This is a genomic window from Capilliphycus salinus ALCB114379 (genome assembly GCF_047276495.1).
In the GTDB taxonomy this organism is placed as follows: domain Bacteria; phylum Cyanobacteriota; class Cyanobacteriia; order Cyanobacteriales; family Microcoleaceae; genus Capilliphycus; species Capilliphycus salinus.
This window is the reverse complement of the sequence record NZ_CP178543.1, coordinates 4,120,114-4,142,294: the sequence shown is the minus strand read 5'-3', so window position 1 is coordinate 4,142,294 and position 22,181 is coordinate 4,120,114. Positions and strand designations below refer to the sequence as shown.

Genomic DNA, 22,181 nt, shown 5'->3' with positions numbered 1-22,181 from the left:
ACAGCGTTCCCCATCCCCCGCTCCCAATCACTTCAACCTACCAACTGGACTTCACCACACCGGGTAAAAGTCCTTTGTGAGCCATTTCCCGCAATTGGTTGCGGCAGAGTCCAAAATCGCGATAATATCCTCTCGGCCGTCCTGTCGCCCAACAGCGGTTGCGAACCCGAGTCCGAGAACTGTTGCGGGGAAGTTGTTGAATTTTGCGGTGAATCTCCATTTTTTCAGCTTGATTAGAAGCCTGATCAAACTGCTCTTGAAGTGCTTCCCGTTTTTCGGCGTACTTTTCGACCATTTTTTTGCGCTTAATATCGCGCATAATCATACTTTTCTTAGCCATTTGAGAGTTTTTCCTCTGTAAATCTACCTGTATTGTTATTTAGTGAGCGACTCCATAGAGCTTAAAGCCCTTTCGCCCTCGCCCGACTCGCCTCAATTTCGGCCGACGGACATAAATCAGACAATTTACAATCATAACACGCCGGATTGCGAGCCGTACAGACCGCCCGACCGTGATAAATCAAGCGAATCGACCAATTTTCCCAGTCCGGCTGAGGCAGAAGTAACATCAAATCTCGTTCAATCCGAACCGGATCGGTCTGTTTGGTCAGTCCCAACCGTTGACTCAGGCGCTTAACATGAGTATCAACCGTCACCCCCATGTTAATCCCATAGGCATTAGCCAGCACCACATTCGCCGTTTTGCGGGCCACTCCGGGGAGTTCAAGCAACTGTTCCATCAACTTCGGGACTTTGCCGCCAAACTTCTCCTCAATCATGCGACAAGCCCCCTTAATATTTTTGGCTTTGTTGCGATAAAACCCGGTTGAACGCACCAATTCTTGGAGTTCTTCTTCCGGTGCCGTCGCCAACGCAAAAGCATCGGGAAAGCGTTTAAACAGGGCCGGAGTCACCTTGTTAACCCGCTCATCGGTGCATTGAGCCGATAAGATCGTCGCCACCAAAAGCTGTACCGGAGTTTGATAACTCAGCGTACAACCCGCATCGGGATACAGCAGTTTGAGACGCACCAAAATCTCTAGAGCAAGTTGCCGGGGGGTTAATCGCCTGCGAATGGTCATCGCTCAGTTTCCCCAAACGATTACTGTTGCAAAAGCGATCGCACCCAACCCAAGTTGGCGGTATCGCGGACAATCAGGAAAATTCCCAAACCCAACAGCAGCATCAATCCGGTTTGCATCACACTTTCTTGAACCCGAGTCGGGAGAGGTTTACCCCGAACCGCTTCAATCAACAGAAACGCCAACTGACCGCCATCGAGCGCCGGCAAAGGCAAAATATTAATAAACGCCAAGTTGATGCTAATTAACGCCGCAAATTGGAACAAATCCCCCGCATCAGAGCGAGCAATATCGGCGCCGATCGCCACAATTCCCACCGGACCCGAAAGCTGTTCGGCCGTTTGGCTGAAGTTGCTGATCAGTTGACCAAAACCCGCGACCGTTAGGGTGATAATTCGTTGGAACTCGTTCGCCCCAACCCCAAAGGCTTCAATCGGGTTATCGGCCCGACGACGGACAACATCCCGGTTGTGGGTCAGTTGGACGCCGATTCGCCCTTTGCCATCATTTCCGGGTTCGGGAATCACTTCGAGCGGGATAATTTCCGTACCCCGTTGGACTTCTAAATCTAACGGTTGGTTGGGATGAGATTGAATCTCGGCGATCAAGTCCTGAATGGCTTGTTGAGAGGGTTCGAGTTTTTCGCCCTCAACCGAGATAATCACATCATTCGGTTTGATCCCCGCTTTGGTAGCCGCCGAACTCACATCGGTCGCCACTTCCGGCACCCGCACTCCCGGATAATAGTTAAATTCGGGAATACCAATCAGTCCAACTTGCCCCACCAGGAGAAAATAGGCAAAAATGAGATTGGCAATCACCCCGGCGCTGATCACAATCGCCCGATCTAAAATGGGACGGTTGCTCAACAGATCCGGATCGTCTTTGGGAATGGTACTGTCGGGGTCTTCATCGGGAAATCCCACAAATCCACCCAACGGAATTCCTCGCAAGGCGTATTCTGTTTCGGAGCCTTGATATTTCATCAAGATCGGGCCGAAACCGATAGAGAAACGGTTAACGTGAATATTTTGCAGCCGAGCCGCCATGAAGTGACCGAGTTCGTGGACGACAATCAAGACTGCAAGAACTGCGATCGCTGCCAAAACCGACATGAATATACTTCGCTGAAACAATAATTGTATTAATCTTATTTATTGTTACACACTTTAGACAGTCACCAGTCACCAGTCACCAGTCACCAGTGATTTCAGTGAACAGTTTTTTCCCAACTCCTGAACTCCTGTTAGCGAAGCTACTCCGAAGGAGGTACTCCTGAACTCCTGAACTCCTGAACTCCTGAACTCCTGAACTCCGGTCCTCCTGTCTTCCCGAAACCTTAGTTCTGACAAGTGCGGCAATTTACCGATAAAATCGAGAAAACCGAGCAGAGTAATGGGATAGACAACCTGTGGCTAAGTCAACTGAAGTCAAACATACAGAAGCCAAACCGAATGAACCCACCCAACCGCTTTCTCGTACTCCGTTGTACGATGTCGCCGTAGCGCTCAACGCTCGCATGGTTCCGTTTGCGGGATGGGAGATGCCTGTACAATACTCAGGAATTAGCAAAGAGCATGAGGCGGTGCGTTCACAAGCGGGAATGTTTGATATTTCCCACATGGGAAAGTTTATTTTAGTCGGAGAGAACTTAATTGAAACGCTACAACCGTTAGTTCCTTCTGATTTGAGCCGTTTAAAAGCAAATCAAGCTCAATATACAGTCTTATTGAGCGAACAAGGCGGTATCCTCGATGATATTATTTTTTATTATCAAGGCGAAGATCCAGACACCGGAAATCAACGGGGCGTGATGATTGTGAACGCCGCCACCTGTTCGCGAGATAAAGCTTGGATATCGGCCCAGTTAGAACCGACGGATATCACCTTAGAAGATTTATCCAAATATCAGGCTTTAATTGCGGTACAGGGTCCGCAGGCTTTAGAAAAATTACAGCCTTTGGTCGGTGAAAATTTAGAATCAATTTCCTTTTTCGGACATCTTAACGCTACCGTTTTAGGACACCCCGCCTTTATCGCCCGAACCGGCTACACCGGCGAGGATGGCTTTGAAATCATGGTTGACCCCGAAGTTGGGGTACAACTGTGGCAGCGTTTGTTAGAAGCCGGTGTGACCCCTTGCGGGTTGGGCGCCAGAGATACCCTGCGTTTAGAAGCGGCGATGGCTTTGTACGGTCAAGACCTCGATACCACAACAACGCCTTTGGAAGCGGGATTAAGTTGGGTCATTCACTGGGATAAGGGTGATTTTATTGGTCGGTCTATTCTTGAACGTCAGAAAGCAGAAGGAGTCTCTCGGCGACTGGTGGGTTTGGAAATGCAAGGACGTCACATCGCCCGTCACGGGTATCCGGTGAAGATGAACGGCGAAATTATCGGGGAAATTACCAGCGGGACTTTATCTCCGACCCTCGGAAAAGCGATCGCCCTGGCCTATGTTCCCACAGATTTTGCTCGGGTAGGACAGTCTTTAGATGTGGAAATTCGCGGGAAAACCTATTCGGCGGAAGTGGTCAAGCGTCCTTTTTATCGTTCGACCTCCCGTCCGGCAAAATAGAAAAGTTCAGTGTTTGAGAGTTATCGGGACAAAACCCCTCAAACTCTGCCGTATCAAGGCCAATTTTCAGCCTGTAAAGGGTATCGACATACACGATCTTTACTAAACCTCAGTAAATCTTGTGTTTTCAAAAATTGTTCGTCTACTAGGAATCACAGTGATAGATTGATTCATCAAAAAAACTGGGCTTGAGAATAGCTCAATTCCAAAATATCACTAGAGCAACTGCATTCACTTGGGTGTTTATAGCCTGAGTGTTTGTTTTATAAGAGCCAATCTTTCGGAGAATTCAACCTGTACTATGAGAAAATCTTTACCGATTTCGGGCGTATTAGCAGCAACAACTACAGTCTTTAGCGCCACAACTCCCGCTTTCGCTTTTACCGTTGGTTCAAATGGGAGTGTAGTTGGTATTAAAAGTGGCGATATTGGCGACTATTTCCAATTCCAAAAACCTGAAATTATAAGAGCAAAAAGCCCATTCAATTTTGGCATAAATTTCGAGAAAAAAGGGAAAAAACCCTGTTAAAAACCTTATCGTTGTTGACCTTATTATTTGGAATTTTCTTCCTTTTAATGCTGCCTTTGGGGATCGGAAACACCTTGAGAATTGATCGACAAAGTAATATTCAGATTAATACTCAAGTTGAACAGCGAATGACTCAAATTCAGCAGGTACAACAACAACTCCAACAGGCGACAACAGAAGAACAAATGGAAAACCTGTTAAGCCGTCTCGACACTCAAGGGCGAACTCCAGAAATCCAATCCGCCCAAGAGTTAGAACAAATAAAAACTCCATAAAATGGAATTTAGGGGCATTAATCTCGGGTGTGTTGCTTATCGCCATTTGGAAAAGCACAGCTTGGACCCGCAAACGCAGCTAAACGCCTGATAATTATTCAAAAATCAAAAATCGATTGGGGAGTTGTCCATTCCGGGGTTAAACCGCAAACAGAGGATGGGCAACTTTTAGATTGACAGGATACATCACCGAACAGGATACAATACGGGAATGCACCAACAGCCCCAACGCGAACGGTACCCGACGCAAGCTTTGCGCCGATACAAGGCGGTTAGTCGTTATCATGTTCAGGTGCAATCTGCATTTTTAACATCCCCAGGACAGATGGAAAAACCAAAGCAGATTCAGATAACTATTGAGACGAAAGAATGTTAAACATTTTTGATCCGCTAACGGACTAACTCTAAAGAGGATTTTCCTCTAATTTTGACCCGTGTTACCTTAAATTGTTTAACGCCAGTTGAACTCCAAAATGTCAGAAACATAAGACTATGAAAATTGCAATCTTATCCCAAGACTCTAACCTTTACTCTACAAGACGACTCCGAGAAGCCGGAGAACAACGGGGCCATGAAATGTATGTCATTGACTATTTGCGTTGTTACATGAACATTACTTCCCATAAACCGATGGTCATCTATGGCGGAAAACCCCTGGAAGGATTCGACGCCGTTATTCCCCGCATCGGGGCGTCACAAACCTTTTACGGTACCGCTGTGGTGCGACAATTTGAAATGATGGATGTGTTTACCGCCAATGAGTCTCAAGCCATTTCTCGCGCCCGCGACAAGTTGCGCTGTTTACAACTGTTGGCCAGAGAAGGAATTGGTTTACCCGTGTCCGGTTTTGCTCATTCCACCAAAGATATTGACGGTTTAATTAATACCGTTGGCGGTGCGCCTTTAGTGGTTAAACTTCTCGAAGGCACCCAAGGAATTGGGGTGGTACTCGCGGAAACCTACCAAGCCGCCAAGTCGGTTATTGAAGCGTTTCGGGGCTTAAATGCTAATATTTTGGTGCAGGAATTTATTCAAGAAGCAAAAGGTTCGGATTTGCGCTGTTTTGTGATTGGTGAACGAGTGGTGGCTTCGATGAAACGACAGGCGGTAGAAGGAGAATTTCGCTCCAATTTGCATCGGGGCGGCACCGCAGAGAAGGTAAAATTAACCCCGGAAGAACGTTCCACCGCAGTCCGGGCGGCGAAAGCGATGGGGTTGAAAGTCGCGGGTGTCGATATGTTACGATCCAATCACGGCCCGGTGGTGATGGAGGTGAATTCTTCGCCCGGACTCGAAGGGATTGAAAAAGCCACCGGAATTGATGTTCCTGCTAAGATTATTGAATTTTTAGAGAAGAATGCCCCCAAGGGAAACTCGCGCGATCGCATTCAAGGTTAAGGACGTTAACTGTTTGTTATGAACCAACAGCAGCCAATCAATGATATGCTAATTTTATCGTTTTGATTGTTTACATACAGGCTGGATATCATGGAAGTTAATGATCTTGGATTTGTTGCAACTTTATTGTTTGTACTTGTTCCCTCTGTTTTTCTCTTGATTCTGTACATTCAAACTCGTGGCGAGACTGAAGGATAATAATTTAACCCATTATTTGTTCATCACTCCCGTCTAAGCGAATGTTTAAAAAAGTGCCGCAAAGCTGTCAGCTTCACGGCGCTTTTTCTGCTTCAATCAAACTTTAGGATGCCGCAGTTCTAGCCAATAACACGGGACATTCCGCATGAACTCGAACGTAATCGGAAAGCGAACCGCCCACCAACCGATCCAAGTCAATCAAACTTTTCGCCACCGTCGGACGGCGATCGGGAGATCCTAAAATCAACAAATCCGCCCCCACTTCATCGGCGATCCGACAAATTTCCGGCCCCGGTTTACCGATCGCACTGACACAACGATAATTTACACCCATCCTCTTCACCGATTCAAGCGCCGCCGCAATCACCGGATCGGTTTCAGCCTTATCGGAGAAATCTTCGCCGGATTTTCCGCTAATATCTTTGTTAACGTGGGCTAAAATCAACTGTCCGCCTTGAACATCCTTCACCAAAGATAGCGCCAAGTCCAGATATTCTTTAGAAGAATCACTCGCATCGAGCGCTACCATAATATGCTTGAGCTTCTTAACGTAAATCCCGTCTTTAACCAACAACATCGGTCGGGAAGTCAACTGAAAAACGTACTGACTGACGGAATTTTCCAAAATCGCCCGCAGTCCTTGTAACCCTCGCGATCCGATAATAATCAAGTCGGAATTTTCTTCATCGGCGACTTGACAAACAATATCTTTGGGATCTCCCTGCTTCAAACGGGGATTTACTTTGCTCGGATCGACCTTAATCGATTGTACCGCTTGGGCTAAAATTTTACCCCCCTGTTCTAATTTTTCTGACATCGCCTCCGCCGAAGCCAGTGAAGGAACAACGTGTAAAACCGTTACAGATGCCTGCTGAATGGACGGAACATCCATCAACATATTCAGCATCTCCTCACAAAGTCCCCGCCCCGCAACCGCGACTAGAATTTTGTTGATATTCATGGCTTTTCCTCTCTCGGTATTGCTAAGACTAATTTCGATTGGATGTGATTTCAGTACCCGTTATCAATTACACTGATAACTGCTAACTTGAGAGACATCAGATCTAACATCCATTTGTTGACCGATAACGGGTCTATACTTCAGCATAAGCCCGATGACCGGCTGAGAATTTGTAGAAATGTAGCGTTTTAGAACAATTTGTAACGTGTCCTTCACTCAACATCCTCAACCTCAACCCCTTTTTTCTTCCGTTACCTTCTCCGAGGGTTGGTTTATCTGGCCCGTGCGGGTATTTCCCCATCATACCGATTATGCGGGCATTGTCTGGCACGGTACCTATGTGACTTGGATGGAAGAATTGCGGGTTGAGAGTTTTCGCTTACTTGGGTTAGATTATACTGATTTGGTGGCCGAAGGTTGCGATCTTCCTGTGGTAGAGTTGAAGGTGCGCTATCATCAATCGGTGAAAATGGGGATGACGATTTTGATTAAAGGACAAATTCTCCCCATCAAAGGGGTGCGGATGCTTTGGGAATACCAAATTGTTTCTGAAGACAGCCAACAGCTTTATGTTAGCGCCCAGGTGACTCTGGTTCCTCTCAGTCGAGAAACCGGTAAAATTATGCGCCGTCTTCCTTCGCGGTTACAGGATGTTCTGGGTGAACTACCCACACTGACCTGACGGTACAGTGTCGGCTTCCTGCCCAACAGAAAGCACAGTAGTAGATTTCTTGCGTCCTCTATTACTGCGACTTACTTCTGGGCGACAGGCTTTATCCCCCGTTCCAGAGGTCAAAATTCGTAGTCCCTCATCTCTGAGGTTTATCGCTGCATTAATGTCTCTGTCATGTTTGGTTTGGCACTTCTCGCAAGTCCAAAATCTTATATCCAGTGGCAAACTACCCACTTGATTAAGGCATACATGGCAAGTTTTTGATGACGGGAAAAATCTATCAACTTCTTGATAAATCTTACCTTCGTTTTCTGCTTTGTATTTTAGCATAGTACAAAACATTCCCCAGCCAACTTGTTGAATAGATTTAGCTAGACAGTAATTTTGCATCATGCCTTTAACATTAAGATTTTCCACCACAATAACTTGGTTTTCGTTAACTATCCTACGAGATAGTTTATGGAGAAAATCTTCTCTGCAATTAGTTATCTTTCTATGGACTCTAGCAACTTTCTTTCTAGCTTTATTTCGGTTGTTAGAGCTTTTTTGTTTTCTAGATAATTGCTGTTGTTTTATTTTTAAGTTCTTCTCATGTTTATTCAGTATCCGAGGGTTATCAAATTTTGACCCATCGCTAGTAACAGCGAAGTGAGTTAATCCCAAATCAATACCTATTGCTTTGCCTTCTGCAATTGATTCTGGCTTCTCTTTGTCATCTTCAAATAAAATTGCAGCAAAATATTGTTCACTACAATTTTTGGTGATGGTTACGGTTTTAATTTTCCCTTCAATCTCTCGATGAATAATTGCTGATACTTTCCCTATCTTCGGCAGGATTAATTGATTATCAGTAATTTTGACATTTTGAGGATACTGAATAGACTGCTTACCGTGCTTAGATTTAAACCTGGGATATTTAGCTCTTTTTTCAAAGAAATTATTAAATGCAACTCCCAGATTTAAGCAGACTTGTTGTAAGCATTGAGAATAAGTTAGTGATAACCACTCATGTTCTTTCTTTAACTGAGGAATTATCTTTTTAACTTCGTACCCAGACAATCCTTTACCTGTCTCTTTATAAGTTTCGTTCATCAAATTCAAAAAATAATTCCATAGCCAACGACAACCACCAAAAGCTCGTTGCTCATTATTGCTGTTGCTGGATACCTGGATATAATCTGACTTTGACTACTTTTAACATATTAGAGTGAAAAGCATTTACTATAAAAAAGTATAACACAGGATTTGTGAATTACTTTCATGTTTTTTCTCCCTCGCTGTCGCTTTGGTCGAAAAACCGTCGTTAATTCACACGCCATTCATCCCACGCTGCCCTTCGGGTCAGTCGTGGGGCTTCTGTCGGTTAAGCTAAAATCTAAGCGTCCTAGAGTTCTAATCCCCCACACTTGCAGAGTTTTTCCCTATTTTAAATAGTCTTGCGTCCACTCATTTTGTAGTAAAATCTCCGTGTCATACTCAATATTATCCAGCAAAATTGAAAAATTCGTGCGGTCATATTCGCCCTCAAAAAAGGTTTCTATAATTAAATCATTATCTTCGTCAATATAGGCTTTCATAAAGGTAAAATACCCGTTTAACTCGTTGACATATTCTAAAATTTCTAAGCGATCCAAATCTGGCTCAAACGAATAAACAATACTGATCAAAACCCCCCGGTCAGAAATCGGATTTAAAATCAAGTTCGACTTGCGAGTATGACGACAATACAGCCGATCTTCTATTTCCTCAACCCGATAGCCATAAAATTCAAGATGATTGCGATACTTCGCCAAAGGATGAGAAGTCGCCTCATTCAAATCTAAATCACTCATTAGTGAAACCCCTCGATCGCGCCGGACACAATTCTATTATAATCGGTTTTTCCACCGCAGTAGATTCTCACGAAAAAATATCGAGAAAATAGGAAATTATACAGTAAACTCATTTCCAATGCGGTATAACCTCAAAAATCATCTGCAAAAGTTACGATCAATAACTGAACTCAATTCGGTGGAAAAAAACGTGACTCCTTCTCTGTGCAGTATGGCATCTCAAATTCAACCCTTACCCGAAGATCTCATCTACTTAATCGCCGCCGGAGAAGTCATTGACTCTCTAGAAGCCGTTGTCCGAGAATTAGTTGAAAACGCCCTCGACGCCCAAGCCACCCGCATCACCATCTCCGTATGGCCGGAACAGTGGCGCATTCAAGTCGCCGATAACGGTGCAGGCATGGATCTAACCAACCTCAAACAGGCCGCCACCGCCCACAGCACCAGCAAAATTCGCACCATTGCCGATCTTTGCCAGATTACCAGTTTAGGATTTCGCGGAGAAGCCCTTCACAGTTTAGCCCAGTTAGCCCAACTGGAAATTCTCAGCCGTCCCGTCGGCGAAATCGGATGGCGAGTCGCTTACAACCGCCAGGGAGAACCCTTTGAACCCGAAGCCGTCGCCATCGCCCCCGGTACCGTTGTCACCGTCTCGGACTTATTTGACAACTGGCAGGGACGCCGCCAAGCCTTACCCTCAGCCCAACAACTGCGAAGCATTCATCGGATCGTCGGTCAAATCGCCCTCTGTTATCCTCACGTCCACTGGGAAGTCCGCAATGGTTCAACTTGCGGGTTGCAAATTAGTTCCGGTGTCGGGGCTGACTCGATTTTACCTCAAATCCTGCGGGGTGTGCGGAGATCGGACTTACAACCTCTGAAGCTTCAACTGACCACCCCAACACCCGATACAACCTCCGCCAACAGTTTGCAGGGGGTTCTGGGTTTACCCGACCGCTGTCACCGCCATCGCCCGGACTGGGTTAAAATAGCCCTCAACGGTCGCATGGTGCGATCGCCAGAAATTCAACAAACCATCCTAACCGCATTCAGCCGCACAGTCCCCCGCGATCGCTTTCCGGTGTGTTTTATCCATTTACAAATTAATCCGGCTTATATCGACTGGAACCGGCACCCCGCCAAAGAAGAAGTTTACCTGCATCATCTCGACATTTGGCAACAACAAATCCAAACTTGTATTGAAAATGCTTTGCGTTTAAATCCCACAACCGCCGTCGCCAAACTCGATCGCGTCGATAAATTATTAAAAGTCTCCGAAGAACAAGGACGCTATCAAACTCATCGTTCAATTTCAACTCAAAAAGAGCGCTTAAGGGGTGAAGAATTAAGCTTGATTGAACTCAAAGCGATCGCCCAAGTTCATAATACTTATATTGTCGCCGAACATCCCAATGGTTTATGGTTAGTTGAACAACATATCGCCCACGAACGAGTCTTATATGAACAGCTTTGTGAGGCTTGGAAACAGGTTAATATCGAACCCCCGATCCTGTTGCAACAGCTTTCAACCCCCCAGTTAGAACAGTTACAGCGTTTGGGTTTACAAGTCGATCCCTTTGGCGAACAATTGTGGGCGGTGCGTACCGTACCCGAAATGTTATCACAGCGAGAAGATTGTCGAGAGGCGTTAATCGAACTGAGTTTGGGAAAAGATTTAGAAGCCGCTCTAGTGGCGACCGCCTGTCGGAGTGCGATTCGCAACGGTACCCCTTTAAGTTTACCCGAAATGCAAACCTTACTCGAACAGTGGGTGAGAACTCGTAACCCCCGCACTTGTCCCCACGGACGACCGATTTTTTTACGTCTAGATGAATCTTCGTTATCGCGATTTTTTCGCCGTCATTGGGTGATCGGAAAAAGTCACGGGATTTAACAAGGTTTGGTAAAATTTAACTAGAAATTCATTTTACTTCTTGCCGTGAATTCAGAGCCGCAGTCCTCCCCAGTTCCCCGTCCGAGCAATGAATCTCCTCCGCCTTCTCCCCCTGCGGATAGTTCGGGAAGTTATGCCGAGAAAACCCATCGAATTTTGGCTTGGGTGCAGGTAATTCGTTCGATTTCTCCGTTGATTTGGCTGGTGGTAATTCTTTTGGTGATTATTCCTTTGGGGGGGCAGTTTTTTATTCATCAAGCCTTTGATTCGGGTTCGGTTAACGGCAAATCTCAGCCTACAAAAACGGTAATTGTTCAACCGAGTGTGAATTGGCAAGAAGTTGATACAGCAGTCGCGACAGCGTTAACAACCGCTCACAATCAAGCCGAAAATTACGCCTCTCAACAACTCGATCTTTGGATAGATGACTTAATGGGGAGAGTAGAGGATAATTTTCTTAGCTGGTATTTTGGTTATTTTAATCAAAAACAGATCGAATTCAAAAGCGTTTTTGTGCAATTGAGTTCGGGGGTTGCTAATCTACTGAATCCGGATTTACCGAGTCCGTCGGAGAAAGTTGCTGAGGTGATTACTCGAGATTTTCAAGAAGAATTTGCCAAGCGGGTTCTTCGTCCTCAAATTGCCCAACTGCAACTGGAACGATTGACTCAACAGACAGTCAAGCAATATTTACAGGAGTTATCGGGAAATCTCAATCAGATTCCCGTATCCTATCAAATTCCTCAGGCCGATTGGAATCGTTATTTGAGCGATATTGCGATTAGTATTTATGATACGGAGGGAGAGGTTTCTAACTTATCTCTCAAGGTTTTAGTGGGAGGAAGTGCTTATTTAGCCATGAAACCTTTAGTTGCACCGTTGGTGTTGAAAGTCGGAAGTAAAGTCGCCGCGAATTTAGCTGGAAAAGCCGGTGCAAAAATAGCCTTAAAAACCGGCGCGAGTTTAACCGGAAAAATGGCGGCCGGATTATTAGATTGTACCGTAGGAGTCGGGATTTTACTCTGGGATATTTGGGATACTTACCACACCGCGAATATTGAAAAGCCCATCTTAAAAGAAACCATAGCCGAATATTTGGAACAGGTCAAAGCCTCGATTTTAGACAATCCCGAAACGGGAATAATGGCGGCTATCGATCAACTTGAAGCCAAAATTATTCACGCCCTTGATTCGACCGAAAAAATCAGTTCTTAGTTAGATAACGCCGGAATAAAATGAGTATAACATTAAGAATAAAACCTTAGTAAAATCCCCCAAACACCTATGAAATTCTCTCACGCCAGACAACGATTTTATCAAGAAATAAATCGGCCAGATGAACAGATTAATCTGGCGAAAGCCGCCCTCTATATCGCTCAAGAACAGTTTCTTTCTCTCGACCCGGAAGAATACCTGAACGCCCTAGATGAAATGGCAGCAGAGGTGTTAGAACGGTTGGATGAACAGCGATATCCGTTGAAGGTGATTAAAATTTTAAATCAATATTTATTTGAAGATTTAGGATTTGAGGGAAATCGCAGCAATTATTACGATCCAAATAATAGTTTTTTAAATCAGGTGATCGACCGGCGCACCGGAATTCCGATCACCCTATCGGTGGTGTATTTGGAAATTACCAAACTGATTGATTTTCCGATGGTGGGAATCGGAATGCCGGGACATTTTTTGGTTCGCCCTGATTTTGAAGGCGCCGGAATTTATGTGGATGTTTTTAATCAAGGAGAGATTCTATTTCCCGAAGATTGTCAAGTGAAATTAACAGAAGTTTACGGCCAGCAGGTGAAACTGCGTCCGCAATTTCTGACCCCGGTAACTTCCCGGCAAATTCTGGCCAGAATGTTAACAAATCTGAAAGTTATTTATATGAATACCGGGGAGATTTTAAAAGCAGTCTCGGCAATTGAACGGATTTTACTGCTGTTTCCCGAGGCTCAAAATGAACGGCGCGATCGCGGAATTCTCTATTACCAGCTTGAACGTTGGACAGAAGCCCGTCAAGATTTAGAAATCTATCTAAAAAATCAGCCCCAGGCACAGGATGCGATGATAATCCGACAATTGCTATCTCGGATGAATGCGGACAGATGACCTTAAAAAAAATCAGTTTTGGGGAACTTTTATCAAATATAAACAGACCCATAAAGGGTATGATCGAAATGACTAATATAGGGTCAAACCAATTGTGAGGAATGAAATGATGAATTTTAAATTTGGGTGTCAGTTTCCGGGCATTAACGGTTTGTTTAAAGTTTTCAGTCGAGGAATTTCCAAATCCATCGCTTTGGGATTAGCATTGATAATAGGCTTAACGGCAAGTTTAGCCCTGTTTAGCCAACCGGCCCCGGCAGTCGATGAATTTCAATTAAGATACGGTGCCGCCAATATTCCCATATCCTTTGAAGAATTGCAGACTTTTGCCGAAACAGGCGAACAGTCCAATCAATTGCGATCGCTATTTACTTTAGCCGAACTCACCCCGGAACAAGTCGCTGATTTTCGCACAGCATTGAATTACGGAGTAAACGTTCCTCCCGATCTGGTAGACACGTTATTGAATTCTAGCTATGGCCGATTAGCCGTAGGAGCGTTAAATTTGTTTATTGCTCCCGATAGCGAGATTGGTAATATCGTCGATAACCTGATTAGCGGTTTACAAACGGCCGCCCGTGATGGCAATATCACCTTAGTGGAAGCCATCTTGAGCTATGAAGGACTCGAAGTGATCACCGTTGATATTGAAGATCTCATTGGGCTGTATAACGATATGGTCGCACTCGGAGAACAAGCGATCGCCTTTCTCAGAGCGCAGCCTGAAGTCCAAGAACTGCTGTGTAATTAACACTGGACAATTTTAGGCCCTTCTAGAGCCTTCACCGATTGCCCAATTTTGAACAACTTTATCCCCTATCGCAAGCCCCGATATTGTTCTTCCGCCACTCGTTTGAGACGGCGGAGTTGGGCTTGCATATCGGCTCTTGTCCACTGGGCCGCAAACTGATTAAACCCAAACTCCACCATTGGGTTCGGAATCTTAAATTCAAACCGATTGACGAGCAACGTCCCCTTAGAGGTGGGCTGGCATTCCCAGCGATCGCTACCCTGAAAAAAGCCATTCATACCCCAGACAATCATCCCCGGTTCCCGCTCGATCACCACAGCCTTCAAAGTGGGTGTAATTAGGGGAATCTTGAGGACAAACCGAAACTTTCCGCCGACATCAGTGTTCCATCCCCCCACCGGATCGCAGCGGAGAGCCGGATTAAGCCAGCGGTGCATCAAATCGCGATCGATGATGCAGCGTTCAACCGTCGTGGCGCTGGCCGAAATTTTAATCGATTGTTCAAAAACTTGACTAGATCCCATTTACCCTGCAAGCTATAGGCAGATTATCACTCAATATAACGGATTATAAACCGTGTTAAACAGACTCTTAGTCGAAAAGGACAACAGAAAGCGAAAAGTTCGCCTCTGAAATCCTGCTTTTTCCAAAAATGTATGGGGTTTTATCCAATTCTGAGGTATTTTATGGGTTGAGATGGAGATGGCAATCTCAAACTCAAGGTTTGAAATGACCGTTCTCTATCTTCAACATCTGAGAAAGCATGACATGAAATCCCCAGGATTTCTATCTTTCGCCAGATGTAAAGGGATTATTTTCCCCCTCACAATTCTAGACTTCATCCAGATTATCTCCCAGAGAAACTATGAATGAAACTTGGCACGAATTCACATCATCAACCTTCGGGATAACAATACCCACCCTTTCTCATCTGACACTTGCTCAGGAGACCACATCTAACCCTTTAAATCTGAGCAACTACTCTTTAGGTGCAATCACCCTACTGGATCTAATCGTTGCTTTAGTCATCTTGTTAGCGGGGTATCTGATCGCCCTATTTGCTCAATTTCTAGTCAAGAGTCTGTTAAAGAAGACCCAACTCGATAACAAGGTGGCATCTTGGGTCACAGGCCGTTCGGATACAGCCGAGAATATTCCCGTTGAAAACTGGGCGGGAAGCATCGTATTTTGGATTATTTTCCTATTTGCGATTATTGCTTTTCTAGAGAGACTACAACTGTCCACTGTCTCTACTCCGCTGACCACTTTACTCAATGAGATTACCACCTTCCTTCCCCGAATTTTAGGTGCGCTGATTTTATTGGGAATTGCTTGGATAGTGGCAACGCTCTGTAAAGCGATAACAGTAAGGGTCTTGAATGCGTTTAGAATTGATGAACGCCTCAATCAACAAGTCAATGATGGCACCGCCCAACCTCAGTTTTCTCTGAGTGAAACCTTTGGAAATGCCATCTATTGGTTTATTTTCCTGCTGTTCTTACTGCCGATTCTCGATACTCTCGGCTTGCAGGGATTACTCGCACCCGTCCAGCAGATGCTCAATCAGGTGCTGTTTATCCTGCCCAATATTTTAGCTGCGATTCTGATTGCTGGTGCCGGTTGGGTGATTGCTCAAATTGTCCGTCGTATTGTTACCAATTTGCTGATCGCAGTCGGTACCGATCGCTTGGGGAATCGTTTTGGTTTGAGTGAAACCGCAGGCGGTCAAAGTTTATCTTCAATTATTGGAACGGTTGTTTACGTTCTGATTTTAATTCCCATTGCCATTGCTGCTCTGAATGCTCTGCAAATTGAGGCGATTTCTGTTCCGGCAATTGCCATGCTTGAGGACATTCTGACCATCATTCCTCAGTTGTTTGCGGCGGCGGTGATTTTGGTTGCAGCCTATGTGATTGGACGCTTTGTATCCGATCTGGTCACCAGCATTTTAACCGGCCTGGGATTCAACCGGTTATTCTATTGGTTGGGCTTGCAATCGACTCCTCCGGCCGGTAGCGTTGAAACCGATGAAGTTCGCGTGGTTGACTCGACTTCTAAACCCACCAGCCACACTCGCACCCCTTCGGAAATTGTCGGGATTATCGCCTTTGTGGGAATCATGTTGTTTGCTGTGGTCACCGCAACAGATATCCTACAATTAACCTCGCTGACGCTGATCATTGAGCAGATTATTCTGATTTCCGGTCGCGTCTTAATTGGTGCTGTTATCTTTGCCATTGGCTTGTATTTTGCCAACTTAGCCCATCGCTTTGTGCTGAGTTCCGGTACGGGTAATTCTAAATTGTTGGCTCAAGCGGCTCGGGTTGCGATTATCATTTTTGTTGGTGCGCTCGCTCTCCAACAAATGGGTATTGGTAGCGATATTGTTAACTTGGCGTTTGGACTCCTCCTCGGAGCCATTGCGGTTGCTGTAGCGATTTCCTTTGGCTTGGGTGGACGAGATATCGCCGCCGAGAAAATCCGTGAAGCTCTCTCTAAAGTCCAAGAGAAATAAACATTAACGGGTTTAACCTGACTGGGTTTAACCTCTAGCAACTGAAGTCGGGGCGGGTGTTCTGTAGGTTGATGTTGACCGACAACAGCTTACATTCACTCGCCCCTCATCTTTAGTAGTTGTTGTTATAAATGCTTTCCGCGTCTGATGCCGGTTCGCGAGAGCCTTTCACCCGAGCTTTGGCTTTGGACGCACTGCGTTTGAGCGCTTGCAAACGGGCTTCATAACGGGCGCGTTGCCGCTTTTTGGGAGTTTGCTCAATTAACATTTTTAAAGCACTTCCCAAGCTCTTGTAGGCATTGGGTAGCGTATAACCAAATCGTGTTGCTATGGCGATCGCTTTTTCGTCTGCATCGATTGATTCTTGTAGGGTTTTCTCGCCGTTATTCTTCTGGTACAGGCGATAACCGGAAACCCCACACAAGGCTAAGGCTAACAATAATAATAGTCCATCTTGTACCCAAAGTTCGCCCACTGCTCCCCCCAAACCGATGGCTAAGGCTGCCATTTCCCAACCATCTCGGGGAATGGTATCATTTTGGATGCGGGCGACTTCGTGCCAAAACAGCAGATTGCGCTGATCCATTGCCAGTTGTTCCCAGCGAACTAAGTCAATCTGAATTTCGACTTGATCTTTGCCAATTTCTTCACTACGAATTAATAAGGGATTGACTTCTATGGTTTTCTCAACCGTTACCCAACTCTGTAACTCCGGGGGTAACAAGCCTTTGAGTCGCCGGAGTTCGCTCATCTCGGCTCGGGCTGTGGAGGTTGCATACGATGTCATAGTTTCGGCTCAATAAAATTTGTTATACAAACACAGTGAATTTAACTATCCTATCTCGATCGCTCACGGATTTTTGCTCATCCCATTGATATAATTGCGTGAACGACAGCGAGATTCTATTGAAAGAAGCTAGAAGATTGAGCGAATTCTCTATCTAGGGATGTACGAGTCGTACAACACCTGCGGAACGTTGCAAACCTCTAGCTACTTATATCTCTATTCTACCATGTAGACTTGAAACTCCTGGATTTCCTCCTCATCGACCGATCGCTAGAGTTTTTGTGCAAACAAACCGATGTGTCCGGGTGAAAATTGGAATTAACCTTCAATAATTGATAATGGATAATGGATAATGGATAATGGATAATTACCTCGATCCTTTATGAATAGGATTGATACAGAGGAAATAATTTCTCTTTTTTCTCCTTGAAAGGAGAGGTTTTAAACCTCATTAATTAATGAGCAATTATCAATTGTCAATTATCCATTGATAAAGTTCTCCAAACCTTACGAAAAGTTGTAATCCATCGGGTTAAACGTTTTTGTTGTTGATTTTCCTCTCCATAAACTAACACCGCCCAATCTTCCGTTTGTCTAAAATTTCGATAACTTTCTTCTCCGAACACTCGTCCGGGTTCGGCAATATCAAATAGAAATAAACCCCCAACATCCAAAGCCTCATAAACTCGCTGAAACAAGTTGAACCGTTGAGTTTTTGTGTTGTTTTCATCAAATAAATAATTCAAACATTCCCCGATAGCCGTCACCGCAATACAAGCGGGAATATTAGCGGTAAATATAGATTCTACGTGAAATTTTGCTCGGGGAACTCGTTGACAGGCGATCGCAATCAAATCCCCCGAAATATCAATCCCAAAAACCTCATAACCCGCACGATAAAGCTGTTGAGCCAGAATACCACTTCCACAACCGAGGTCAACAATTAAACCTTTTTTTTGTTCCTGTTGTTGCAGAAGATTCAACAAAAAAGATGCAGAATTTTCCGCCAATTCACCAAAACCAACATCGTGAATATAAGCCAAATCTTCACTATAAAATTGAGTCATAGTTCTCAAGGTAGCATGGTGAAGTTCAGGAGTCACCCTTCGGGTTCGGCAGTTGCTCCTCAACGGAAACCGCCAAGTCCGCACTGCCTCACCGAGTCACCGAGTCACCGAGTAAGCGCGTTCGCGCTCGCTGCGCGTACAGAATTGCCTCTTACCCCTTACCCCTTACCCTTTACCCCTTACCCTATTCACTGGTAATGAGTGAGGCGAAAAACTTGTCACCTCTACAACCATCGGATAAGCTAAAGTAGGGACATCTCCGCCATATGTTGCCATTATGCTTCAAACAGCCACCCAAAATCCAGGTGCGATCGGGACAGACTCTCAATTCGATGTCGAACTGCGTAAAGTCTTCAAAGTCTTTAACGGAGAAACAGCCGTGCGCGGTGTCGATCTAGAGGTGCGTCGAGGGGAGTTTTTCAGTATACTCGGGCCTTCTGGCTGCGGTAAAACTACAACCCTGCGTTTAGTAGCGGGCTTTGAAACGCCCTCAGCCGGTGAAGTTTTAATTCGGGGACAGTCGATGACCCGAGTTCCGCCTTACCTGCGTCCAGTCAACACCGTTTTTCAAAGTTACGCCCTATTTAGCCATCTCAATGTTCGCGATAACATTGCGTTTGGCTTACGAGTCAAGCGGCGAAATCAATCGGAAATCGAGGAAAAGGTTAAAGAAGCTCTAAAATTGGTAAAAATGGAAGCCTTTGCGAGTCGGTTTCCCGGTCAAATGTCAGGCGGACAACAGCAACGAGTCGCATTAGCCCGTGCTTTGGTAAACCGTCCGGCGGTATTATTACTCGATGAACCCTTGGGCGCCTTGGATTTGAAACTGCGGAAGCAAATGCAGGTAGAATTATCGAATCTACACAAAAATCTCGGCCTGACGTTCATCATGGTCACTCACGACCAAGAAGAAGCGATGAGTTTATCCGATCGCATTGCCGTGATGCACGAAGGCCGTATCGAACAAATTGGCACCCCTAGCGAAATCTACGAACGTCCTCAAACTCCTTTTGTAGCAGATTTTATCGGCGATACCAACTTATTCTCGGGACGAGTTGAAGCCCTCGACGCCACCAGTCAACTGATCGTTACAGAAACCGGCTTAAAAATAGAAGCCTATCCTTCCCCACCGACTCAAACAACCCCCAACTCGGATATTCAAGTCGGAGATGCGGTGGTTGTCAGCGTCCGACCCGAAAAAATTTCGATTGGTTCTTATCCGGTTGGCGGTGCGGTTAACTGTTTTGAAGGACGGATCGTTAACACCATGTATCTCGGAACTCACCTACAATATATCGTACAGTTACTCTCGGGCGAACAACTGACCGTTCAACAGTCCAAAACCGGTGAGGCGATCGCAGAAGGAGAAACCACCGTCTATGTTTGCTGGAAACCAACGGACTGTTTAGCCTTGAGTCAATAAACGCTAAAATAATCTTGTTTTGCTTAGTCCACCTTCTCAACACCAAAAAACTGTTGGTCGGAAAATTTAACCCTTACCTAATATGATCAGGGTGGCTCAAACTCGACGTCAATTTCTTCAGACAACTCTCGCCGCTGCTGCTGCTTCTTCACTGTCAAGTTGCGGCTGGACTCTGGCAGAGGTGAAAACCACACCCAACACCAGCATAGACTCAGATACCCTGTATATCTACACTTGGACGGGTTACACCGATCAGGATTTACTCGATCGCTTTACCCAAGAAACGGGGTTAAAAGTTGTGGCGGATGTGTTTGACTCCAACGAATCAATGTTGGCCCGCATTCAAACCGGAGGAGCGGGAGCTTATAGTATTATCTATCCTTCTGATTATATGGTTCAGAAGATGGCGGATCTGGGTTTACTGATGGAGTTGGATCACTCGCTCATCGTCGGTTTAGAAGATATGTTCCCCATCTTTCAAAACCCGGTTTACGATCCGGCCAACCGCTACAGCGTGCCGATCAGTTGGGGAACCACAGGATTAATTTACAACAGTCGCCTTCTCAAACAAGTCCCAGAAGATTGGGAATTTCTCTGGGAACATCAAAAAGAGATTTCCAAGCGATTTACTCTGCTGAATGATGTGCGAGAGGTGTTTGGTGCAACCTTGCGAATGTTGGGCTACTCCTACAACTCGACGAACCCCGAACACATTCGCCAAGCTTACGAAAAATTGGCCGAACTCCAACCGGCGATCGCTTCATTTACCACCGATGCTTGGCGCCCTCAAATCATTGTCGGGGATTTGTTAATCGCCATGTGTTATTCGGCGGATGCGGCGGAAATCATGCCGGAAAACGAAGATTTGCGCTACATTACTCCTAAAAGCGGATCGTCGCTGTGGACGGATACGCTGGTGATTCCTAAATCCGCTCCCAACCCCGATGGTGCTTATCAGTGGATGAATTTTATGCTTCAACCGGATGTCGCCGCCCGTATTGTCGAACGCCTCAGTTTTGCGACGCCTTCCCAACTCGCCTATCGCAAACTTCCGAAAAGCTTGCAGGATGATCCGACTTTATTTCCCCCCGAGTCCGTGATTGAAAGAAGTGAATCTTTAGCGCCCATTCCAGAGGCGAGTGAAATTTACGATCGCTATTGGACGAAACTTACCAGTGCTTAATTAATATGGCTGTATCGAGTAAAAATCCGTCAAATCTTCCCCCTTCTTCGGCTAAAACGGGTTTCAAACAAAAATTAGGGGATCTACTCGGCCCGTTGGTGTTGTTGGGGCCTTCGGGGTTGTGGCTGCTGCTGTTGCTGGTTCTCCCGACGTTGGTTATTTTTGAACTGAGTTTAGTTCGAGATATTCGACCGGGTGATGTGGTGATTCCCGATGGAATTGCCAACTATTTGCGGGTGTTCGATCCGGTCAATTTACAGGTGATTGGGCGATCGCTATTTTTTGCTTCGGGAACGACGATTATCTGTTTGCTGTTGGGGTTTCCGGTTGCCTATTGGATCGCCCTTAACGCTCCTTCTCGCTGGCGAAATTTGCTGCTGTTGGGGTTTGTTTTGCCCCTGTGGACGTCTTCGCTGTTGCGGTCTTATGCCTGGATTACCATTTTACGGCCGACGGGGGTTTTAAACTCGTTTTTGGGGATTTTGGGTTTACCGGCGTTGGAGTTGCTTAACCGCTCTCCGGCCGTTTTAATAGGGATGGCTTACAGTTATTTGCCCTATATTGTTACGGTTCTGTATGCGGCGTTAGAAAAGCTAGATCGGCGTTTATTGGAGGCGTCGGCGGATTTGGGGGCCAAACCAACGGAAACGTTTTGGAAGGTTACTGTACCCCAAGCGAGGGCGGGTATTGCGGCGGGATCGCTGTTGGTTTTTATCAGTGCCTTGGGGGATTTTGTCGATCCCGAACTGTTGGGCGGTGCCTCTAGTATGACGGTTTCTCGATTAATTTACAATCAATTTTTAGGGGCAACTCAAAACTGGGGGTTTGGTTCGGCGTTGAGTATGGTGTTAATTATGGGGGTGAGTTTGGCGATCGCATTGTTGTTGAAATATGGGGAGGGTAGACCGTCAAAATAGAGAATAGGG

Annotated in this window: 23 protein-coding genes and 1 pseudogene; 14 read left to right on the top strand and 10 right to left on the bottom strand. The window is 45.6% G+C overall.

The annotated features are described in order from the left end of the window. Nucleotides 1–37 precede the first annotated feature (37 nt). From rpsN to rseP, 3 genes are all read right to left on the bottom strand, one after another. Complete coding sequence (rpsN, locus tag ACL6C3_RS17220; protein WP_413160155.1) at nucleotides 38–340, bottom strand: 30S ribosomal protein S14; 303 nt, start codon at nucleotides 338–340, stop codon at nucleotides 38–40. 61 nt (nucleotides 341–401) lie between these two features. Continuing rightward, complete coding sequence (nth, locus tag ACL6C3_RS17215) at nucleotides 402–1,082, bottom strand: endonuclease III (protein WP_413160154.1); 681 nt, start codon at nucleotides 1,080–1,082, stop codon at nucleotides 402–404. Nucleotides 1,083–1,102: 20 nt separating this feature from the next. Then, a complete protein-coding gene (gene rseP, locus ACL6C3_RS17210) occupies nucleotides 1,103–2,197 on the bottom strand; it encodes an RIP metalloprotease RseP (RefSeq protein ID WP_413160153.1) in 1,095 nt (364 codons plus the stop codon). A gap of 296 nt (nucleotides 2,198–2,493) precedes the next feature. Between rseP and gcvT the strand changes: the two genes are divergently transcribed. The 3 genes from gcvT (at nucleotide 2,494) to ACL6C3_RS17195 (ending at nucleotide 4,464) form a co-directional block, all read left to right on the top strand. Beyond that, nucleotides 2,494–3,660, top strand: coding sequence for a glycine cleavage system aminomethyltransferase GcvT (gcvT, locus tag ACL6C3_RS17205; RefSeq protein ID WP_413160152.1), 1,167 nt, complete (start codon nucleotides 2,494–2,496; stop codon nucleotides 3,658–3,660). Nucleotides 3,661–3,961: 301 nt separating this feature from the next. After that, the gene (locus ACL6C3_RS17200; RefSeq protein WP_413160151.1) at nucleotides 3,962–4,189 is read left to right on the top strand and encodes a hypothetical protein; all 228 of its coding nucleotides are present in this window, start codon (nucleotides 3,962–3,964) and stop codon (nucleotides 4,187–4,189) included. A gap of 14 nt (nucleotides 4,190–4,203) precedes the next feature. After that, nucleotides 4,204–4,464: an HpsJ family protein gene (locus tag ACL6C3_RS17195; RefSeq protein ID WP_413160150.1), complete on the top strand. Its 261-nt coding sequence runs from the start codon at nucleotides 4,204–4,206 to the stop codon at nucleotides 4,462–4,464. A gap of 139 nt (nucleotides 4,465–4,603) precedes the next feature. Here the strand turns inward: ACL6C3_RS17195 and ACL6C3_RS17190 are convergent, their stop codons facing one another. Next, nucleotides 4,604–4,750, bottom strand: a complete 147-nt coding sequence (locus ACL6C3_RS17190) for a hypothetical protein (protein WP_413160149.1) — start codon at nucleotides 4,748–4,750, stop codon at nucleotides 4,604–4,606. Between the two features lie 206 nt (nucleotides 4,751–4,956). Between ACL6C3_RS17190 and rimK the strand changes: the two genes are divergently transcribed. Together rimK and psbM are read left to right on the top strand one after the other, a co-directional pair. Beyond that, a complete protein-coding gene (gene rimK / locus ACL6C3_RS17185) occupies nucleotides 4,957–5,862 on the top strand; it encodes a 30S ribosomal protein S6--L-glutamate ligase (RefSeq protein WP_413160148.1) in 906 nt (301 codons plus the stop codon). A 90-nt stretch (nucleotides 5,863–5,952) separates the two neighbouring features. Continuing rightward, nucleotides 5,953–6,060, top strand: a complete 108-nt coding sequence (gene psbM, locus ACL6C3_RS17180; protein WP_413160147.1) for a photosystem II reaction center protein PsbM — start codon at nucleotides 5,953–5,955, stop codon at nucleotides 6,058–6,060. A gap of 103 nt (nucleotides 6,061–6,163) precedes the next feature. Here psbM and ACL6C3_RS17175 read toward each other — a convergent pair whose 3' ends face one another. Further along, complete coding sequence (locus tag ACL6C3_RS17175; RefSeq protein WP_413160146.1) at nucleotides 6,164–7,021, bottom strand: universal stress protein; 858 nt, start codon at nucleotides 7,019–7,021, stop codon at nucleotides 6,164–6,166. A gap of 205 nt (nucleotides 7,022–7,226) precedes the next feature. Between ACL6C3_RS17175 and ACL6C3_RS17170 the strand changes: the two genes are divergently transcribed. Continuing rightward, nucleotides 7,227–7,703, top strand: coding sequence for an acyl-CoA thioesterase (locus ACL6C3_RS17170; RefSeq protein WP_413160145.1), 477 nt, complete (start codon nucleotides 7,227–7,229; stop codon nucleotides 7,701–7,703). Here ACL6C3_RS17170 and ACL6C3_RS17165 read toward each other — a convergent pair. Then, nucleotides 7,686–8,895, bottom strand: a pseudogene (locus ACL6C3_RS17165) (RNA-guided endonuclease InsQ/TnpB family protein). The gene ACL6C3_RS17170 and the pseudogene ACL6C3_RS17165 sit on opposite strands and share 18 nt — an antisense overlap. 220 nt (nucleotides 8,896–9,115) lie before the next feature. Next, the gene (locus ACL6C3_RS17160) at nucleotides 9,116–9,526 is read right to left on the bottom strand and encodes a DNA mismatch repair protein (protein ID WP_413160144.1); all 411 of its coding nucleotides are present in this window, start codon (nucleotides 9,524–9,526) and stop codon (nucleotides 9,116–9,118) included. Nucleotides 9,527–9,737: 211 nt separating this feature from the next. Between ACL6C3_RS17160 and mutL the strand changes: the two genes are divergently transcribed. The 4 genes from mutL to ACL6C3_RS17140 all read left to right on the top strand — a co-directional run bounded on the left by mutL (nucleotide 9,738) and on the right by ACL6C3_RS17140 (nucleotide 14,280). Continuing rightward, a complete protein-coding gene (gene mutL, locus ACL6C3_RS17155; RefSeq protein WP_413168354.1) occupies nucleotides 9,738–11,420 on the top strand; it encodes a DNA mismatch repair endonuclease MutL in 1,683 nt (560 codons plus the stop codon). 45 nt (nucleotides 11,421–11,465) lie between these two features. After that, entirely contained in the window at nucleotides 11,466–12,635 is a 1,170-nt protein-coding gene (locus ACL6C3_RS17150; protein ID WP_413160143.1) for a hypothetical protein, read from the top strand. Nucleotides 12,636–12,704: 69 nt separating this feature from the next. Beyond that, the gene (locus ACL6C3_RS17145) at nucleotides 12,705–13,529 is read left to right on the top strand and encodes a SirB1 family protein (protein WP_413160142.1); all 825 of its coding nucleotides are present in this window, start codon (nucleotides 12,705–12,707) and stop codon (nucleotides 13,527–13,529) included. A 106-nt stretch (nucleotides 13,530–13,635) separates the two neighbouring features. Then, entirely contained in the window at nucleotides 13,636–14,280 is a 645-nt protein-coding gene (locus ACL6C3_RS17140; protein ID WP_413160141.1) for an alpha/beta hydrolase, read from the top strand. Between the two features lie 65 nt (nucleotides 14,281–14,345). Here the strand turns inward: ACL6C3_RS17140 and ACL6C3_RS17135 are convergent, their stop codons facing one another. Further along, complete coding sequence (locus tag ACL6C3_RS17135; RefSeq protein WP_413160140.1) at nucleotides 14,346–14,804, bottom strand: SRPBCC family protein; 459 nt, start codon at nucleotides 14,802–14,804, stop codon at nucleotides 14,346–14,348. Nucleotides 14,805–15,145: 341 nt separating this feature from the next. Between ACL6C3_RS17135 and ACL6C3_RS17130 the strand changes: the two genes are divergently transcribed. Beyond that, the gene (locus ACL6C3_RS17130; RefSeq protein WP_413160139.1) at nucleotides 15,146–16,795 is read left to right on the top strand and encodes a mechanosensitive ion channel; all 1,650 of its coding nucleotides are present in this window, start codon (nucleotides 15,146–15,148) and stop codon (nucleotides 16,793–16,795) included. Nucleotides 16,796–16,907: 112 nt separating this feature from the next. On the opposite strand, the gene ACL6C3_RS17125 is transcribed toward ACL6C3_RS17130, so the two are convergent. After that, nucleotides 16,908–17,582: a DUF3318 domain-containing protein gene (locus ACL6C3_RS17125; RefSeq protein WP_413160138.1), complete on the bottom strand. Its 675-nt coding sequence runs from the start codon at nucleotides 17,580–17,582 to the stop codon at nucleotides 16,908–16,910. Nucleotides 17,583–18,058: 476 nt separating this feature from the next. Then, the gene (locus ACL6C3_RS17120) at nucleotides 18,059–18,649 is read right to left on the bottom strand and encodes a class I SAM-dependent methyltransferase (protein ID WP_413160137.1); all 591 of its coding nucleotides are present in this window, start codon (nucleotides 18,647–18,649) and stop codon (nucleotides 18,059–18,061) included. A gap of 277 nt (nucleotides 18,650–18,926) precedes the next feature. Between ACL6C3_RS17120 and ACL6C3_RS17115 the strand changes: the two genes are divergently transcribed. The 3 genes from ACL6C3_RS17115 to ACL6C3_RS17105 all read left to right on the top strand — a co-directional run bounded on the left by ACL6C3_RS17115 (nucleotide 18,927) and on the right by ACL6C3_RS17105 (nucleotide 22,172). Continuing rightward, entirely contained in the window at nucleotides 18,927–20,072 is a 1,146-nt protein-coding gene (locus tag ACL6C3_RS17115; protein ID WP_413160136.1) for an ABC transporter ATP-binding protein, read from the top strand. Between the two features lie 82 nt (nucleotides 20,073–20,154). Continuing rightward, a complete protein-coding gene (locus tag ACL6C3_RS17110; RefSeq protein WP_413160135.1) occupies nucleotides 20,155–21,255 on the top strand; it encodes a spermidine/putrescine ABC transporter substrate-binding protein in 1,101 nt (366 codons plus the stop codon). 5 nt (nucleotides 21,256–21,260) lie between these two features. Continuing rightward, on the top strand, nucleotides 21,261–22,172 hold the full coding sequence (locus ACL6C3_RS17105; RefSeq protein ID WP_413160134.1) for an ABC transporter permease: 912 nt from the start codon (nucleotides 21,261–21,263) through the stop codon (nucleotides 22,170–22,172). The last annotated feature ends 9 nt before the right edge of the window (nucleotides 22,173–22,181 follow it).

What these genes read in the sequence shown, in the direction of transcription:
- ACL6C3_RS17130 (WP_413160139.1), top strand. Translation starts at nt 15,146, where the DNA reads ATGAATGAAACTTGGCACGAATTCACATCATCAACCTTCGGGATAACA.
- ACL6C3_RS17200 (WP_413160151.1), top strand. Translation starts at nt 3,962, where the DNA reads ATGAGAAAATCTTTACCGATTTCGGGCGTATTAGCAGCAACAACTACA.
- ACL6C3_RS17110 (WP_413160135.1), top strand. Translation starts at nt 20,155, where the DNA reads ATGATCAGGGTGGCTCAAACTCGACGTCAATTTCTTCAGACAACTCTC.
- rimK (WP_413160148.1), top strand. Translation starts at nt 4,957, where the DNA reads ATGAAAATTGCAATCTTATCCCAAGACTCTAACCTTTACTCTACAAGA.
- ACL6C3_RS17115 (WP_413160136.1), top strand. Translation starts at nt 18,927, where the DNA reads ATGCTTCAAACAGCCACCCAAAATCCAGGTGCGATCGGGACAGACTCT.
- ACL6C3_RS17160 (WP_413160144.1), bottom strand. Translation starts at nt 9,526, where the DNA reads ATGAGTGATTTAGATTTGAATGAGGCGACTTCTCATCCTTTGGCGAAG.
- ACL6C3_RS17125 (WP_413160138.1), bottom strand. Translation starts at nt 17,582, where the DNA reads ATGACATCGTATGCAACCTCCACAGCCCGAGCCGAGATGAGCGAACTC.
- ACL6C3_RS17140 (WP_413160141.1), top strand. Translation starts at nt 13,636, where the DNA reads ATGATGAATTTTAAATTTGGGTGTCAGTTTCCGGGCATTAACGGTTTG.
- ACL6C3_RS17145 (WP_413160142.1), top strand. Translation starts at nt 12,705, where the DNA reads ATGAAATTCTCTCACGCCAGACAACGATTTTATCAAGAAATAAATCGG.
- mutL (WP_413168354.1), top strand. Translation starts at nt 9,738, where the DNA reads ATGGCATCTCAAATTCAACCCTTACCCGAAGATCTCATCTACTTAATC.
- ACL6C3_RS17105 (WP_413160134.1), top strand. Translation starts at nt 21,261, where the DNA reads ATGGCTGTATCGAGTAAAAATCCGTCAAATCTTCCCCCTTCTTCGGCT.
- ACL6C3_RS17175 (WP_413160146.1), bottom strand. Translation starts at nt 7,021, where the DNA reads ATGAATATCAACAAAATTCTAGTCGCGGTTGCGGGGCGGGGACTTTGT.
- ACL6C3_RS17135 (WP_413160140.1), bottom strand. Translation starts at nt 14,804, where the DNA reads ATGGGATCTAGTCAAGTTTTTGAACAATCGATTAAAATTTCGGCCAGC.
- nth (WP_413160154.1), bottom strand. Translation starts at nt 1,082, where the DNA reads ATGACCATTCGCAGGCGATTAACCCCCCGGCAACTTGCTCTAGAGATT.
- ACL6C3_RS17120 (WP_413160137.1), bottom strand. Translation starts at nt 18,649, where the DNA reads ATGACTCAATTTTATAGTGAAGATTTGGCTTATATTCACGATGTTGGT.
- ACL6C3_RS17190 (WP_413160149.1), bottom strand. Translation starts at nt 4,750, where the DNA reads ATGATAACGACTAACCGCCTTGTATCGGCGCAAAGCTTGCGTCGGGTA.
- rpsN (WP_413160155.1), bottom strand. Translation starts at nt 340, where the DNA reads ATGGCTAAGAAAAGTATGATTATGCGCGATATTAAGCGCAAAAAAATG.
- psbM (WP_413160147.1), top strand. Translation starts at nt 5,953, where the DNA reads ATGGAAGTTAATGATCTTGGATTTGTTGCAACTTTATTGTTTGTACTT.
- rseP (WP_413160153.1), bottom strand. Translation starts at nt 2,197, where the DNA reads ATGTCGGTTTTGGCAGCGATCGCAGTTCTTGCAGTCTTGATTGTCGTC.